Raw genomic sequence first — 16507 nt, 5'->3', positions numbered from 1 at the left:
ACAAGAGCTGTGATGGCAGGCAAGACCAAGGCCTGGATGAGTCGGACTCATCGCCACGGGAGCCGGTTCGCCGGACCGGGGCCCACCAGCCGTCGGGAGGTCCGCGGTGCGCGCACGACGGGTCACGTTGGCCGACGTCGCCAAGGTGGTCGGCGTCTCCCAGACCACCGTGTCCCTGGTGCTGTCGGGGCGCGGCCGGGACCTGCGCATCTCCGAGGAGGTGCAGCGGCGGGTCCGCGCGGCGGCGACCGAGATGGAGTACCGCCGCGACCGGACCTCGCTGGGGCAGCGCGGGACGAAGACGCGGACGATCGCGCTCCTGTCCGTTTCGGCCGCCGGCTCACGGCTCGCCGGCGACGTGGTCGCGGGAGCGCGCGACGCGGCCCGCCGGCACGGCGTGACGTTGCTGTCGGGCGAGACCGAGGGCGACGCCGGACTGGAACGCGCGCTGATCGAGACCGTGCGCGGCTACGCCGTCGACGGGATCGTCCTGGCCTCCGCGCACACCCGGACGATCGGCGTCCCGGCCGGGCTCACCGCCGGCCCCGCCGTGCTGCTCAACGCGGTGCCCCGGGAACCGTCGCCACTGCCGTCCGTGCTGCCCGACGAAGTCCGCGGCGGACGGTCGGCCGCACGCGTCCTCCTCGACGCGGGCCACGGCGAGGGCATCCACGTCATCGGCGCCCGCCCGGACGGCGACGACGTCCCGCCCGGCCGGTCCGCCGCGGCCGACCGGCTCACCGGTGTCCGCCGGGAGCTGGGCGAGGCGGGCGTCGAGGTGGAGAGCGGCCGCTCGTGCCGGTGGTGGTTGCCGGCGCACGGCTTCGACGCGACCCGCGACCTGCTGCGCACCCGGCGCCCCCGCGCGCTGATCTGCCTGGACGACCGGCTCGCGTTCGGCGCGTACCAGGCGTTGCAGGACGCGGGCCTCGCCGTGCCGCACGACGTCTCCGTGGTCTCCTTCGACGACCACCCGGTGGCCGCGTGGCTGCGGCCCGGCCTCACCACCGTCGCCCTGCCGCACCACGAGCTGGGGGCGAAGGCCGTGGACCTCCTCTTCGCCGAGGACGAGCCGCACGACGGGGATCGGCCGGACCTGGGCCGGCGCCACTACGTCCCGATGCCGGTCCGCGAGCGCGACTCCGTCGCACCGCCTCGTTGATGTCGCGACCGCCGCCCGATGTCGCGTCGCCTCACTCATGTCGCGACGGCCGCCCGAAGTGGCGCCGCCTCGCTCATGTCGCCCCCCGGCTTCGTTGATCGCCGACCGGAACCGGGTTCCCGCCCCCGACGTGACGGGGCGGGAACCCGGAGCAGCGCGACCCGGTGCGGTCAGAACTGGGAGATGAACCTCCACGCCTCGCCCTTGGTCCACGTCCGGACGCCGCTCTCGGCGTAGGTGCCGTCGACCGGACCGGGCATGTGGCCGTTGTCGAACGCGGCCCACTGCACCGGGTAGCCCGCCCGGCACGAGTACGTGGTGGTGATGTGGCTCATGCTGCCCTGCGCCGGCTCACGCGGGGTCTGCGGCGTGCAGCCGTTGTTGGCCACGAACCGGTCCCGCAGCGACCGTCCCATCGAGATGTTGAGGACGTTGTCGGTGAGGCCGTGCAGGCCGAAGTACGCGATGGGCTGGCTGCCGCCGCTGCACCCGCTCAGCTGGGCGCCCGCGTAGACCACGACCGCGCGGAACACCGTCGCCCGGGCGCACGCGAGCGCGTAGCTCATGCCGCCGCCGTAGCTGAAGCCCATGGCGAAGCGGAGCTTCGGGTCGACGCACAGGTCGGCCTCGATCCGCCGGATCATGTCGTCGACGAACGTGACGTCCTCGCCGCCGGAGTTGGCCCAGCCGTTGCCCAAGCCCTGCGGCGCCACGAGGATCGCGCTGTTGTTCGACTGCTCCTGCATCCCGTAGTACGACCACGCGGTTCCGCTGGTCCCGCCGGAGGAGACGTCGTTCATGGTGCCGCCGCGCCAGTGGAAGCCGAAGATCAACCGGTACGGGCGGTTGTAGTCGTAGCCGTCGGGCACCCGCAGGATGAAGCTGCGGCTCTTCCCACCGCTCTGGATGGTGTGCGTGCCGCTGCGCAACGTCGGCGCCTTGCCGCAGCCCGTGCCGCCGGGATCGCCGCCGCCCGACACCTTGGCCAACAGCCACTGCTGGTTGGCGCCGCCGTGGTCGGTGTACTGGACGACGTTCGCGTTGTCCGCGGTGGACGCGCCCTGCACCTCCACCGCCTTGCCGCTGTGGCGGGCGATCAACCGCACGTGGCCGCCGTCGGAGTCGGCCAGGCGGAACTGCTGGTTGGTCCCGCCGTGGTCGGCCCACTGCTGGATGGCGGCGCCGTCGGCCGTCGAGGAGCCCGGCACGTCGAGGACCTTGCCGGAGTGGCGGGACTTGAGCCGGTAGTAGCCGCCGCCGGAGTCGACGAACTGCCACTGCTGCTGGTTGCCGTCGTTGCGGGTCCACTGCGTGATGCGCGCGCCGTCGTTGGTGGCGAGGTTGTACACGTCGAGCGCCTTGCCGCTGTTGCGGTTGACCACGACGTACCAGGCGGTCGTGTCGACGGTCGCCGCCGACGCGGGCGGCGGGTTGACGGCGGCGAGCGTGCCGGCCGTGAGGACCGCCGCCAAGGTCGCCGTCACCGGACGTCGCCGGCGTGTCTGTCGGGAGGCGGATGCCTCACTGGTTCTCATCGGGAACTCCTTCGGTTCGAGGCAAGGTCCGAAGGCTCGTCGCGGGCGGCGGCGGCGCGCGGGCCGGGAACTGCAGTGCTACCAACGCCTTCCCGGCACCGTAACCACCGAGGACAGTGAGCGTCAACGCTCAAGGCTGCTAAAAATGTTAGCGCTAACGCCGAAGGCGAACGAGCGAAATAGTTGCGTTGTAGCCTCGCTTTCTCGCCGTCGAATACGGGGTTCGACGCGGTCACACTGAACGGATGTTGTTATCGCTCACTCCCCACCGTTCCGCGTGATTGCCGGCCCGGTTCGCCGCCGGCTACGTTGCGCCAAGGCTCCATCGGAGCCGGGGACGTTCTGCCGCCCACGTGGCCGACCGGGAGCGCAGCCGGGCTGCGCGGCCGTGGCGGGTACACCGTCGCCGGCGCGTGGAGCGGCGGTTGGCCGAGCGAGCTGTCCGTCACCCTCGATCGCGACGGCCTCGTCAAGATCCGCAGCCGGGCGTCCACCGGGGCGTTCGACCTGCGCGACGAGACCGGTGGCACCCTGGTCCAGCCGGAACGGGTCGAGCCCGACCTGGTCCGGTTCGCGGGGCAGGCCGGTCACACCTACCGCGTGACGTCCTGGGCACGGCCGCCACTGGTCGAGCCGGGTCTGCCCTACCGCCTCGTGGCGCAGCACAGCGGGAAGCGGGCCGACGTCATCGGCGCTTCGACGTCCCCCGGCACCGTCCTGGTCCACGGCCACTACCGACGACGCCCGCATCTCGCAGTGGACGGCCACCGGCAGCCCAAACCAGCGCTTCAAGCTGCAACGCGTCCGACCGTCCGCCACCGGCCATGGCGAGGGACAAACCCGCTGGTCAGAGCCCTTATCGTCACGTCGCCGATGAGTAGTACTCATTCCCGTCACGTCGCAGCTGCGGCCGGCCGATCGGAGGTAAGCTGGCCGGACGGTGTTGAGCCGTCGTCGTTCGCAGGCGGCCCGTCACGAAGGAGCGGCGTTGACGGATGGCGCACTTGCGCCGGGAGACCCGACCGGCGCGTCTCCCGAGCGGCAGGACACCACCCAGGCGACCGGTCCGTACCGCCCCGGCTACGAGTTGGTGGCCGAGCAGATCCTCCAGCTCATCGCCCGGTTGGAGCTGCGGCCCGGTGACCGGATGCCGACCGAGAACGAGCTCGCCGCGCGGATGGGCACGAGCCGGACGGTGGTCCGGGAAGCCGTCAAGATCCTCTCCGCGATCGGACGGGTGCGGGCGCACAAGGGCCGCGGGCTCTACGTCGCCGACGACGAGGGCATGCTCGGCTCGTCCCGGTGGGGCGGGTTCTTCATGCCGACCGACCTCGACCACGTCTACATGCTGTTCGAGTTCCGCCGGGTGCAGGAGACGGCGGCCAGCCGGCTGGCCGCGATCCACGCGACACCGGCCGAGCTGCGCGCCATCGGCGACGCGGCCGAGACATGTCGGCAGGGCCACGTGACCGACCAGGTCGCCCTGTTCGACCGCGGCGACGACGAGTTCCACCTCGCCGTCGCCGCCGCGTCGCACAACCAGTTCCTCGTGGCCGCGGTGCGGGAGGCGCGCCGCCTGCAGCGCCAGTCCAGCACGATCGGCCTGCACGGCACCGTCGGCGGGCACGCGGCGGAGGCGGTCGAGGAGCACCTCGCCATCTACCACGCGATCCGCGACGGCGACCCGGAAGCCGCCGCGCGGGCCGCCGGCCTCCACATCGACAACACGCTGCAGGACTACCGCAGCGAGATCCAGCGCCGCCTATTCGGCTGACCCGGCGCCGACCTTTCGCGGGTCCGCGGTCAGGAGGGCTCGGGGTCGTCGAGCGGGCCGTGGTCGAACCAGTCGAACCACGCGGTGCCCTCGGTGACGTACATGCCGATCACCCGCCCGGTGAACCCCGTCGCGACCTCGGTGGACAGGTACCGGCCGTCCAGCTCGGCCAGCGGCTCCGGGTCCTCGCCGACGTGGAACGCGAGGTAGTCGGGTGCGGCGACGTGCAGGCCCGACCGCCTCTCCTCCCCCGCCGTCCACTTCCGGGCCGACCGGGTGGTGATCACGAGGGTCACCGGGCCGGGGACCACGGCACGCGTGGCCACGACCTGCCGCACCGGGCCGATGCGGGCGATGACGGCGGCCTGCCCGTCGGCCACCTCCAGGTCGTAGTGGTGGCCCTCGTCCAGGCGCACCGACAGGCCCGCGCGACCGGGGCCGTGGTCCAGCAGCACCGCGGTCCGGCTCTGGAGGTGCTGCTGGCGTCGGCCGATGAACGTGCAGCCCGGTTGGTCCAGCGTGGGGCCCGTGGCGTGCAGGGCGAGCCACCCCGGCCGCTCGGTCAGCGACCAGGAGCCGTCCGGGCGGGACCGCGGCGAGATCCACCGGGGTTCGAGGTCGGGGGCGTCGAAGTCGTCCCGCCGCGGGGCGGCCTCCGGCGGACGCGCGCCCACCGGCGCCCGGTCCCGCTGGTTGACGGGACCGACGCGCGGCCAGCCGTCCTCCCACCGCACGGGCGTGAGGAACGTTTCCCGGCCCAGGACGTGGAACTTGGGGCTGTAGCCGACCGGGCGGGTGGCCAGCAGCACCATCCACCAGTCGCCGTCCGGGGTGGTGACGAGGTCGGCGTGGCCGGTGCTCTGGATCGGGTGGTTCGTGCTCCGGTGGGTCAGGAGCGGGTTGGCCGGCGCCGGTTCCCACGGGCCGAGCGGCGAGCGGGCGCGGGCCATCGCCACGGTGTGGCCGCGTTCGGTGCCGCCCTCGGCGATCATGAGGTACCACCAGTCCCCGACGCGGTACAGGTGCGGCGCCTCCGGCCACTGCAAGCCGGTCCCCTCCCACGCGGGGAACGGCCCCTCCAGCACCTTCCCGGCCTCGGGGTCGACGCGGGCGACCTGCACGCCGTTGAAGGTCGGTCCGTGGGCGCCGGCGAAGGCGCACCAGCAGTTGCCGTCGTCGTCCCAGGCCAGGTCGGGGTCGATACCGGGCAGGTCGAGCCACACCGGCTCCGACCACGGCCCTTCCGGCCGTTCGGCGGTGACGACGAAGTTGCCGCCGTGCGAGACGTTCGTGGTGATCATCCAGAACCGGCCGTCGTGGTGCCGGATCGTGGGGGCGTAGATGCCGTCGGACGCCATCGCGTCGGCCGGGAGCGGGAGTTGGGACGGGCGGTCGAGGACGTTGCCGATCTGCCGCCAGTGCACCAGGTCCCGGCTGTGGAAGACCGGCACGCCGGGGAAGTACTCGAAGCTGGAGCACACCAGGTAGTAGTCGTCCCCCACCCGGCACACGCTGGGGTCGGGGTGGAACCCGGGGATCACGGGGTTGTCGTAGAACGACACCTCGGACTTCGGTGAGATCATGGTTCCCCCTTGTGGTGACGTCAGCCCTTGAAAGCGCCGTCGAGGATTCCGGCGACCATGCGGCGGCCGACGATGACGAACAGGACGACCAGCGGGACCGTCGCGAGGAACGACCCCGACATCGCCAGACCCAGGTCGACGTCGTAGCTGTTCTGCAGCGCCTTGATCGCGATCTGGGCCGTGTAGCGCTCGGGCGACTTCAGCACGATGAACGGCCACAGGAAGTCGTTCCACGCCGTCACGAACCCGAACAGGCCCAGCACGAACGCCGCCGGCCGCACGATCGGGAACGCGATCCGCCAGAACACCTGCCACGTGCTCGCGCCGTCGATCCGCGCCGCCTGCGTCAACTCGTCGCTGATCGTGGCGGAGATGTGCTGGCGCATCCAGAAGATCCCGAACGCGCTGGCCAGCCCCGGCACGATCAACGCCTGCAACGTGTCGACCCAGCCCAGCTCCGACATGATCAGGTACTGCGGGATGACCGAGAGCTGGGTCGGCACGGTCATCGTGAGCACCACGACCAGGAACAGGGTGTTGCGGCCGGGGAAGCGGAGCTTGGCGAAGGCGAACCCCGCCAACGCGCACAGCAACGCCTGCCCCACGCCGATCGCGGTCGCCACGGCGAGGCTGTTGAGCAACGACTGCACGAACGGCACCGTCTCCAGCACCAGGCCCGCGAGCTCGAGGAAGTTGCCGCCCGGCACCACTTCGGGCGGCATCCGCGTCGCCGTGGCGGTGTCGGTCGTCGCGACGATGAACATCCAGTACAGCGGGAACAGGCACACGACGGTGGCCGCCGCCAGCAGCAGGTAGGTCCACCAGCGGACCCGGTCGACGGGCCGGTGGCGCGGTGCGGTGCTCGTCATCGGTCCGCCTTGATCCGGGTGGACAGCAGGTAGTTGATCGCCGCGATCGCCACGACCATGGCGAACAGCGCCACGCCGATCGCCGAGCCGTAGCCGAACTCGAACTGCCCGAAGCCCTGCTCGTACAGGAACAGCGTCAACGTCTGGCACTGCCGCACCGCCCCGCACGTCAGCGGCGCGCCCGAGGCGATCAGCAGGGGTTCGGTGAAGATCTGCAACCCGCCGATGGTCGACGTGACGACCGTGAAGATGATCACCGGCCGCAGCGACGGGACGGTGATGTGGCGGAACCGCTGCCACGGTCCGGCGCCGTCGATCGCCGCCGCCTCGAACACCGACCGCGGCACCGACTGCAGCGACGCCAGGTAGAGCAGCGTCGTGTAGCCGAACCACCGCCAGGTCACCATCGTGGCGATGAGGACGTGGCTGCCCCACGTCGACTGGACGAAGTCGACCGGCGCCACGCCGACCAGCCCGAGCAGCCAGTTCAGCAGCCCGTAGTCCCGGTCGAACAGCTGCGCGAAGACGATCGCCGTGGCCGCCACGGAGGTGATGTAGGGAACCAGCACCGACATGCGGAAGAACAACGCGAACCGCAGCCGCGCGTGGTTGAGCACGTGCGCCAGCACCAGCGCCAGCAGCAGCTGCGGCACGGTGGACAGCGCCCAGATGCTCAGCGTGTTCCCGGTGGCGTTCCAGAACCGGGGATCGGCGAACATGCGGGTGAAGTTGTCCGCCCCGATGAACACCTGGTCGCCGATGGGGTTCCAGTCGAACAGGGCGACGTAGAACGTGAAGGCGAACGGGAACAGCCCGAACACCCCGAAGATGACGAAGAACGGGGCGATGTAGGCGTACGGGGCCAACCGCTCGCCCAGGCCCCGGGCCTTCGGGGCGGCGGGCGGCGGCAGTGCGGCCGAGGGCGCCGGCGTGAGCGTGGCGGTCACGGCGTCACTCGCCGATGGCGGTCTTGATGTTGCGCACCGCGTCGTCCCACGCCGTGGCCGGGTTGCCGCCGCTCTGCTCGACGTTGGTGATGGCGTTGAGGAACTCCTGGCCGATGGCCGCGCTGTCGGGGCCGATGTAGAACGGCTTCAGGCCCAGCAGCGAGTCGGTGTAGATCTTGCCGGTCGGCGCGTCGGAGAAGAACGGGTCCTTCGCGTCGGTCAGCTTGGAGTCCTGGTAGACCGACGGCGTGGAGGGCAGCGCGCCGACGCGGGAGAAGTGCTCCAGCTGCCCCTGGGGCGACTGCATCTCCTTGATGTAGTTCCACGCGGCCTGCGGGTTCTTCGCGCGCTTGGGGATGGCCAGGTAGCTGCCGCCCCAGTTGCCGGAGGCGCCGGGGATCTTGGCGATGTCCCACTTGCCCTTGGTGTCGGGGGCGGTGCTGCGGATGCTGTTGAGCATCCACGACGGCGCGGACACGGCGGCGTACCCGCCCTGCGCCATGCCGGCGCTCCACGCGCTCTCGAACGACGACTGCCCGGCGGTGATCCCGGCCGTGGCGGCCTTGATGCCGAGGTCGAACGCCGCCTTCACCTGCGGGTTGGTGGCGTAGACCAGCTTGCGGTCCTCGCTGTAGTACTTCTCCGAGACCTGGTTGACCGCCTGGTAGAACACGCTGGTGGCCGCGTTGTCGGTGAACGCCTTGCCGGTGGCCTGCTTGTACCGCTTGCCGGTCTCGATGAACTCGTCCCACGTCGGCCACAGCGCGCTCACGGCCTCGCGGTCGGTGGGCAGCCCGGCGGCGGCGAACAGGTCGGTCCGGTAGGCCACGGCCATGCCGCCCACGTCGGTGGGGACGCCCAGCACCTCGCCGTCCTTGGCGACGCTCTGCTTCCACACCCAGTCGAGGTAGTCGCCCTTGATGTCGTCGGCGCCCAACGTCCGCAGGTCCACGAAGTTCTGCGGCTGCTCCACGAACTGCGGCAGGTTGTCGCCCTGGATGAGCACCAGGTCGGGCACCTTCCCGCCGGCCAGCGCGGTGGTCAGCGACTGCGCGGTCTCGGTCGAGGAGCCCACCTCGGTGAGCTTGATCCGGATGTCCGGGTGCTTCGCCTGGTACGCGTCCACGGTCAGCTTCTGGTTGATGGCGGCGAACGACCAGAACTCGAACGACTTGTCGTCCCCTCCCCCGCCGCCCCCCGTGCCGGGTGTGCAGGCGGCGAGGAGGGCCAGGACCGCGACGGTGCGGAGAACGGGCAAGCGGAGTTTCACGACGCTTCTCCAAGTGTGCGAGAACAGGCGGCACCGCCACCGTGCGGTGTGCCACCGCAGGCCGGCGATCGCGTGAACCGGGTCGAGCGCCCGCCGCACCGTGCGGCCGAAAGTTTCGCTCTCAACTCCGATTGTTAGCGCTCACGACAGTAAGGTGTGTCACAACCGTCGTCAAGAACACTTGGCGCGCCTGGTAAACACCGAGTCGATCTCGCCTCGGTGGACGCCCCTCGACTCCCTTTGTGAACGCGAACTATCTAAGCCCGCACGGTGGTCGCGGGTCGGCGCTCGCCCGCTGGCCCGCGACCACCGCACGCCCGCTACGCCGTGAACTGCCACCAGTTGACGTTGAAGAGGTAGCCGCTGCCGCCGGTGAACCGGAGGTAGAGGTCACGGGTGCCCGTCGCGCCGCCGACCGGGCAGGAGACCGTGGTCCAGTTCTGCCAGCCGCCGGTGCCGGACACGCCGCAGCGCCCCACCACCGCACCGCTCGGGCCGTCCAGCCGGACCTCGATCGCGCCGCCGGCGGCGGCCGAGGCGACCCGCGCGCTGAACGTCCTCGCGCCCGTGCCGAACGCGGCCCCCTTCACCTTGACGTAGTCGCCGTTCTCGATCCAGCCGACGTTCATGCCGCCCTCGGACGACGGTTCCGTCTCGATGCCGGAGCCCCACGCGATGGTCTCGGCCTCCTGGCGGACGAACGGGTTGAGCGTGCCCGCCTGCGGCGCTCCGCCCGTGGTCATGGTGATGGTCGGGATGGTCCCGTCGGCGTTGTAGCCGAACCTCTCCACCGCCACGGACCGGGTGAAGCCGCCCCCGCCCGGCAGGGCGCCGTTGTGGTAGAAGAAGTACGAGCTGCCCTTGAAGTCGACGATGCCCGCGTGGTTGGTGAAGCTGCTGCCCTGCGTCGGCATGACCGTGCCGCGGTAGGTCCACGGCCCGGTGGGGCTGGGCGCGGTGGAGTAGGCGATGAACTCCGAGCAGCACTTCGCCGCGAACACGTTGTAGTACAGGCCGTTGCGCTTGTAGACCCACGGCCCTTCCTCGTAGAGCGTGGGCCGACTGGCGTCACCGGTGCGGGAGCCGAAGCCCGCCGTGGTGAGCGGGATCTGCGTGGGGCTGCCCGAGAAGGACGTCATGTCGGCGTTGAGCCGCACGTACCACAGGTTCGGGTTGCCCCAGTACAGGTACGCCTGGCCGTTGTCGTCGATGAAGACGGTCGGGTCGATCTCGCCGTTCTCCACCAGCGGGCGGCCGAGCGCGTCGCGGAACGGGCCGGTGGGGCTGTCGGCGACCCCGACGCCGATCGCCATCCGGCCGGTGGCGCGGTTGACCACCGGGACGTACCAGTAGAACTTGCCGTTGCGCTGGATCGCCTGGCCCGCCCACGCGTCCTGCTTGGCCCAGGCGAACGTGCCCAGGTTCATCGGCGAGCCGTGGTCGGTCCAGTTCACCATGTCGTCGGAGGACCAGACCCGCCACTCCTTCATGGTGAACCAGGTCGAGCCGTCCTCGTCGTGCCCGGTGTAGAGGTAGACGCGTCCGTTGTGGACCAGTGGCGCCGGGTCGGCGGTGTAGATGTGCTGGACGATGGGGTTGTCGGCCTTGGCCACCGCGGGGGCGAGGGCCAGGGCGCAGAGGATCGCGGTGAGCAGGGCGCCTGCCCGCCGCCTGACAGCCGCGGACGACAGCGTGGGTTTCATGAGGTCAACCTCCGGGAGGGACATCGGCGACGGGGGCTGTGCGTCAGGCGCGGGTCCACTTCTGGTTGTCCTGCCCGTTGCAGGTCCAGAGGATCAGGGCGGACCCGTTGGCGGTGCCCGCCTGGTTGACGTCCAGGCAGAGCCCGGACTGGGCGTTGCGGAGGGAGCCGTCGGCCTGGAACGTCCAGCGCTGGTTGGCCTGGCCGTTGCACGGCCACGTGATCACGCGGGTGCCGTTCGTCCTGCCCTGGTTGTAGGCGTCGAGGCACTTGTCGCCGAAGACTCGGACCTCGCCGTTCGCCCACGTCGTCCACAGCTGGTTGGCCGCGGTGTGGCAGTCCCAGATGAGGGTGGCCGCGCCGGAGGCGGTCGAGGCGTTGTCCACGTCCACGCAGCGGCCGGAACCGGTGCCGCGCAGGCGTGACGTCGTGGAAGCGGACGGGGCGCCGCCGGACACCCGGTAGACGGCCGAGCCGTGCGCCGGGACGCTCGCCGAGATCTGGCCCGTGCTGCCGGACGTCGCGCCGGTCCACAGGTCGGTGAGGGTGAACGAGCCGCCGGTCAGGCCGACCTGCGCCGCGGTGGTGGTGATGGTGCTCGTCGCGCTGCCCCGGTTGATCAGGCCGACGGCCACCGAGCCGTCCGACAGTGCCTTGGCGAAGACCTCGGTGTTGCCGTCGTCGCGGACCCGTCGACCGCCCGCGCCCAGCCGGTCCTGGTTGACCGCGATCAGCCGCGGGTTGCGCAGGACCGCGCTGATGTCGGACGACATGGTGCGGATGTCGTTGCCCGCCATGAGCGGCGAGGCCATCAGCGCCCACAGGGCGAAGTGCGTGCGGGACTCGGTGAGGGTCAGGCCGGGCCGGCCGACGACGAGCATGTCGGGGTCGTTCCAGTTGCCCGGACCGGTCTGCGCGGCCAGCGGCGCGGTGACGTCGAGGACGTTGCCGACGCCCATCGGGTAGCTGTTGGTGTTGCCGTTCTGCCAGATGTCCAGCAGGTCCTCGGTGGTGCGCCACAGGTCGGCGACCTCGCCCCAGTCGTACTTGTCGCCCGTCGGCGCGTGGAAGCTGTTGGAGTTGATGCTGTAGACGATCGGGCGGCCGGTGGCGCGCAGCGCGTCGCGCATGATGGTGAACCGGGCGACCTGCTCGTCGCGGGTGCCGCTGCCCGAGCACCAGTCGTACTTCAGGTAGTCCACGCCCCAGGAGGCGAACGTGCGGGCGTCCTGGACCTCGTGGCCCTTGCTGCCGGTGGCGCCGGGGTGGGTGCCGACGCCCTGCGCGCAGGTCTTCTCGTTGGGCGCCTGGTAGATGCCGAACTTCAGGCCGCGGGCGTGGATGTGGTCGCCGAGCGCCTTCATGCCGCTGGGGAACTTCGTCGGGTGGGCGCGCAGGTTGCCCGCGCTGTCGCGGTTCGGGTCGAACCAGCAGTCGTCCACGACCACGTACTGGTAACCGGCGTCGCGCATCCCGGAGGAGACCATCGCGTCCGCGGCCTGCCGGACCTGCGCCTCGGTGATGCCGCAGCCGAAGCTGTTCCAGCTGTTCCAGCCCATCGGCGGGGTGAGCGCCGGGCTGCCGGGCGCGGCCTGGGCGACGGGGGCGGCGACCGGGGCCGCGGTGAACACCCCCAGCGCCGTGACGGCCGCCAGGGCCAGGTGGAGGAGTCGTCCACGGGTACGGGTGGGCATCATCGCCTCTTTCCGCTTCGACGAGGACGCCGCCGACGTCGCACCGCCGGCAGCGCGGGTCACGGGGGTCGGGAGGTGGAGCGCGCCGCTCGTGGAACCGTCGAAGCCGAACGACACCGCGCCTCCACCGGGGGTCGGCGGACGTGCGAGGGCTGCCCGGCGGCCGGGCGCCGTCGGACGGCGAGGTGGTGCGGCGGGGTCGCGTTCAACGCGGGCGGACGCGGTTGAGCGTGCCTCTTCGGATGCGGAGCGGCCTTGACTGCCACGCCAATGTAGCCACGTCGCCGCAGCGTGGTCAAAGCTAAAGTGTGAGCGTTAACTTTAGCGACTACCGTTGCACCACAACGGTACCGAGCCGAGTTCTCGGCCACCTGCGCACCCCGTCGGCTTTGTGCGCGAATTGCTCTGTTCAGCCCCTTGAACAGGGCCAAGGCCTTCGCCGCGACTCCGCGAGAGTTCGTCGCCGCTCACCGCGCCGCCGCGAGGAGTGTTCGAGCTCCCGCGTCACCAGGTCGGCACGAGCTAAAATGTTTGCGCTAACTTTAGCGACCGCGGCACGGAATCCCGTCGAACGCCGTTCGACCTGGCCACGCCGCCCCCACAAGGCCACCACGCCGCCCGAACGGCCTAATGTCGAGACGACACCGCCGCCTACCTGCACGAAACTTATTCGTAACGTCTTGACCGTCCGTGGGGTCATCCTCCACAGTCTGAGAGGCACGGCGCGAACTCACCGCGTCGACTACTGCGACTCAATGCCATCACATTTGCATCGAGCTTTGTCGATCCCGAGATTGTTAGCGCTAACACTCCCCCGAGGACACCCGATGAACCATTCGACACGAGCGGTCATTCGGCCGGCGCCCGCGCGTCGACCGATAACAACGGCGTTGCTGCTCGTCGTGGGACTCGTCGCCACCCTGATGGCGGTGGCGTTCGACGGCCGGGCCCTGGCGGGCACGACGCTGGGCGCCTCGGCGGCGGAGAAGGGCCGGTACTTCGGCACCGCCGTCGCGGGCGGGAAGCTCGGCGACAGCGCCTACACGACGATCCTGAACCGCGAGTTCAACAGCGTCACCGCCGAGAACGAGATGAAGATGGACGCGACCGAGCCCAACCAGGGCCAGTTCACGTTCGCCGGCGGCGACCGCATCGTCAACCACGCCCTCAGCCGCGGCATGAAGGTGCGCGGCCACACCCTGGCGTGGCACTCCCAGCAGCCGGCGTGGATGCAGCGCATGGAGGGCTCGGCGCTGCGCCAGGCCATGGTCAACCACGTCAACCGGGTCGCGTCCCACTACCGGGGCAAGATCCACTCGTGGGACGTGGTGAACGAGGCGTTCGCCGACGGCACCAGCGGCGGGCGACGCGACTCCAACCTGCAGCGCACCGGCAACGACTGGATCGAGGTCGCGTTCCGCACCGCGCGTGCCGCCGACCCCGGCGCGAAGCTCTGCTACAACGACTACAACACCGACGGCATCAACGCCAAGAGCACCGGCATCTACACCATGGTGCGCGACTTCAAGGCGCGCGGCGTCCCGATCGACTGCGTCGGCTTCCAGGCGCACCTCACCAACTCCGCGCCGAGCGACTTCCAGGCGAACCTCCAGCGCTTCGCCGACCTGGGCGTCGACGTGCAGATCACCGAGCTGGACATCTCCGGCTCCAACCAGGCCAACGCCTACGCCACCGTCACCCGCGCGTGCCTGGCCGTCGCCCGTTGCACCGGCATCACCGTCTGGGGCATCCGCGACAGCGACTCGTGGCGCACCGGCCAGAACCCCCTGCTCTTCGACGCCGCGGGCAACAAGAAGCCGGCCTACACCGCCGTGCTGAACGCCCTCAACGAGGGTTCCGGCCAGCCGGGGCTCATCGACACGACCGCCTGGTACGTGCTGGTGAACCGCAACAGCGGCAAGGTGCTGGACGTCTACAACCTGGCCACCAACGACGGCGCGCGCATCACGCAGTGGACCCGCAACGACGGCAGCCAGCAGCAGTGGCAGTTCGTCGACTCCGGCGGCGGCTACTACCGGGTGAAGTCGAGGCTGTCGGGCAAGGTGCTGGACGTCTACAACTTCTCCACCGCGGACGGCGCGGCCATCGTGCAGTGGTCCGACGGCAACGGCACCAACCAGCAGTTCCGGCTCGCCGACTCCGACGGCGGCCACGTCCGCCTGATCAACCGCAACAGCGGCAAGGCGGTCGAGGTCCAGGGCGCGGCCACGAACGACGGCGGCAACATCGTCCAGTACACCGACTGGGGCGGCGCCAACCAGCAGTGGCAACTCGTCCGCGTCGGTTGATCCGACACGGTTTCCGGTGCACGGTGGGCGACCGCCCGCCGTGCGCCCGTCCGTCATCCCCCACCTCGAAGAAGAGGAGCACGCCCATGGCCGGGTCAGGCCAACACCCGCCCACCACCGTCAGGCGAGCCCGCCGCGGCCGCACCCTCGCCGGCGCCGCAGCCGTCGTCACCGTGCTGCTCGGCGGCCTGCTGACGGCGTTCGGCGCGACGACCGCGTCGGCGGCGACCGTGGACACCACCGCCTGGTACGTGCTGGTGAACCGCAACAGCGGCAAGGCGCTCGACGTCTACAACCTCGCCACCAACGACGGCGCCCGCATCACCCAGTGGACCCGCAACGACGGCAACCAGCAGCAGTGGCAGTTCGTCGACTCCGGCGGCGGCTACTACCGCCTCAAGTCCCGTCACTCGGGCAAGGTGCTGGACGTCTACAACTTCTCCACCGCCAATGGCGCGGCCATCGTGCAGTGGTCCGACGGCAACGGCACCAACCAGCAGTTCCGGCTCGCCGACTCCGACGGCGGCCACGTCCGCCTGATCAACCGCAACAGCGGCAAGGCGGTCGAGGTCCAGGGCGCGGCCACGAACGACGGCGGCAACATCGTCCAGTACACCGACTGGGGCGGCGCCAACCAGCAGTGGCAGCTCGTCCGCGTCGGCAGCGGCAACCCGACCACCACGACGACCACGAACCCCGGCACGTGCTCCCTCCCGTCGACCTACCGCTGGTCGTCGTCCGGGGTGCTGGCGCAGCCGCGGCCGGGGTGGGTCTCGCTGAAGGACTTCACCTACGTCCCCTACAACGGCAGGCACCTGGTCTACGGCACGACGCACGACACGGGCACGAGCTGGGGCTCGATGAACTTCGGGCTGTTCAGCAACTGGTCCGAGATGGCCTCGGCGCCCCAGCAGGCCATGAACAACGGCACCGTCGCGCCCACGCTGATCTACTTCGCCCCCAAGAACACCTGGGTGCTCGCCTACCAGTGGGGCGGGACCGCGTTCACCTACCGGACGTCGACCGACCCCACCAACCCGAACGGGTGGTCGGCGCCGCAGGTGCTCTCCACGGCCAGCATCACCGGCTCGGGGACGGGCCCCATCGACCAGACGCTCATCGGTGACGACACGAACATGTACCTGTTCTTCGCCGGTGACAACGGCAAGATCTACCGCCAGGTCATGCCGCTCGGGAACTTCCCGGGCAGCTTCGGCTCGTCCTACACCACGATCATGAGCGACACGACGAACAACCTGTTCGAAGCCCCTGAGGTCTACAAGGTCAAGGGCCAGAACCAGTACCTCATGATCGTCGAGGCGATCGGGGCCAACGGGCGCTACTTCCGCTCGTTCACGTCCGGCAGCCTGGGCGGTTCGTGGACGCCGCAGGCCGCCACCGAGAGCAACCCGTTCGCGGGCAAGGCCAACAGCGGCGCGACCTGGACCAACGACATCAGCCACGGTGACCTGGTCCGCGCCACCGCCGACCAGACCAAGACCATCGACCCCTGCAACCTCCAGCTCCTCTACCAGGGGCGCAGCCCCAACTCGGGCGGCGACTACGGTCTCCTGCCCTACCGACCGGGCCTGCTGACGCTGCAGCGCTGACCGCCCCCGGCGCCCCGCACACCCGTGCGGGGCGCCGGGCCGCACGCCGCTC

General features: G+C 70.5%; 11 protein-coding genes and 1 pseudogene. 5 read left to right on the top strand and 7 right to left on the bottom strand.

Annotated elements, in window-relative coordinates; all coding sequences use genetic code 11:
- The first annotated feature begins 106 nt into the window (after nt 1-106).
- On the top strand, nt 107-1162 hold the full coding sequence (locus ACRAKH_RS12740; protein WP_380720382.1) for a LacI family DNA-binding transcriptional regulator: 1056 nt from the start codon (nt 107-109) through the stop codon (nt 1160-1162).
- Between the two features lie 173 nt (nt 1163-1335).
- Here the strand turns inward: ACRAKH_RS12740 and ACRAKH_RS12735 are convergent.
- Nucleotides 1336-2697 (bottom strand): annotated as a pseudogene (locus tag ACRAKH_RS12735) (RICIN domain-containing protein); the annotation flags it as partial.
- A gap of 183 nt (nt 2698-2880) precedes the next feature.
- On the opposite strand from ACRAKH_RS12735, the gene ACRAKH_RS12730 reads away from it, so the two are divergent.
- Both ACRAKH_RS12730 and ACRAKH_RS12725 read left to right on the top strand, forming a co-directional pair.
- Complete coding sequence (locus ACRAKH_RS12730) at nt 2881-3840, top strand: glycoside hydrolase family 95-like protein (protein ID WP_380720379.1); 960 nt, start codon at nt 2881-2883, stop codon at nt 3838-3840.
- A complete protein-coding gene (locus ACRAKH_RS12725) occupies nt 3788-4471 on the top strand; it encodes a FadR/GntR family transcriptional regulator (RefSeq protein ID WP_380720377.1) in 684 nt (227 codons plus the stop codon). The genes ACRAKH_RS12730 and ACRAKH_RS12725 overlap by 53 nt, the downstream gene beginning before the upstream one ends.
- A 29-nt stretch (nt 4472-4500) precedes the next feature.
- Here ACRAKH_RS12725 and ACRAKH_RS12720 read toward each other — a convergent pair whose 3' ends face one another.
- From ACRAKH_RS12720 to ACRAKH_RS12695, 6 genes are all read right to left on the bottom strand, one after another.
- Nucleotides 4501-6054, bottom strand: a complete 1554-nt coding sequence (locus ACRAKH_RS12720) for a glycoside hydrolase family 43 protein (protein WP_380720374.1) — start codon at nt 6052-6054, stop codon at nt 4501-4503.
- A gap of 20 nt (nt 6055-6074) precedes the next feature.
- A complete protein-coding gene (locus ACRAKH_RS12715) occupies nt 6075-6923 on the bottom strand; it encodes a carbohydrate ABC transporter permease (protein ID WP_380720371.1) in 849 nt (282 codons plus the stop codon).
- The gene (locus ACRAKH_RS12710) at nt 6920-7870 is read right to left on the bottom strand and encodes a carbohydrate ABC transporter permease (RefSeq protein ID WP_380720368.1); all 951 of its coding nucleotides are present in this window, start codon (nt 7868-7870) and stop codon (nt 6920-6922) included. The genes ACRAKH_RS12715 and ACRAKH_RS12710 overlap by 4 nt, the downstream gene beginning before the upstream one ends.
- Before the next feature lie 4 nt (nt 7871-7874).
- The gene (locus ACRAKH_RS12705; RefSeq protein WP_380720365.1) at nt 7875-9140 is read right to left on the bottom strand and encodes an ABC transporter substrate-binding protein; all 1266 of its coding nucleotides are present in this window, start codon (nt 9138-9140) and stop codon (nt 7875-7877) included.
- A gap of 320 nt (nt 9141-9460) precedes the next feature.
- Nucleotides 9461-10843, bottom strand: a complete 1383-nt coding sequence (locus ACRAKH_RS12700) for a glycoside hydrolase family 43 protein (RefSeq protein WP_380720362.1) — start codon at nt 10841-10843, stop codon at nt 9461-9463.
- Between the two features lie 43 nt (nt 10844-10886).
- Complete coding sequence (locus ACRAKH_RS12695) at nt 10887-12536, bottom strand: glycoside hydrolase family 27 protein (protein WP_380720359.1); 1650 nt, start codon at nt 12534-12536, stop codon at nt 10887-10889.
- Between the two features lie 923 nt (nt 12537-13459).
- On the opposite strand from ACRAKH_RS12695, the gene ACRAKH_RS12690 reads away from it, so the two are divergent.
- Nucleotides 13460-14845, top strand: a complete 1386-nt coding sequence (locus ACRAKH_RS12690) for an endo-1,4-beta-xylanase (RefSeq protein ID WP_380720459.1) — start codon at nt 13460-13462, stop codon at nt 14843-14845.
- 86 nt (nt 14846-14931) lie between these two features.
- Nucleotides 14932-16455 carry a non-reducing end alpha-L-arabinofuranosidase family hydrolase gene (locus ACRAKH_RS12685; protein WP_380720356.1) on the top strand — a complete coding sequence of 508 codons (1524 nt, stop codon included), beginning with the start codon at nt 14932-14934 and terminating at the stop codon, nt 16453-16455.
- The last annotated feature ends 52 nt before the right edge of the window (nt 16456-16507 follow it).

The organism is Saccharothrix hoggarensis (assembly GCF_052936025.1).
The sequence above is the reverse complement of the archived record's forward strand: the minus strand, read 5'-3'. Positions and strand labels throughout refer to the sequence as shown.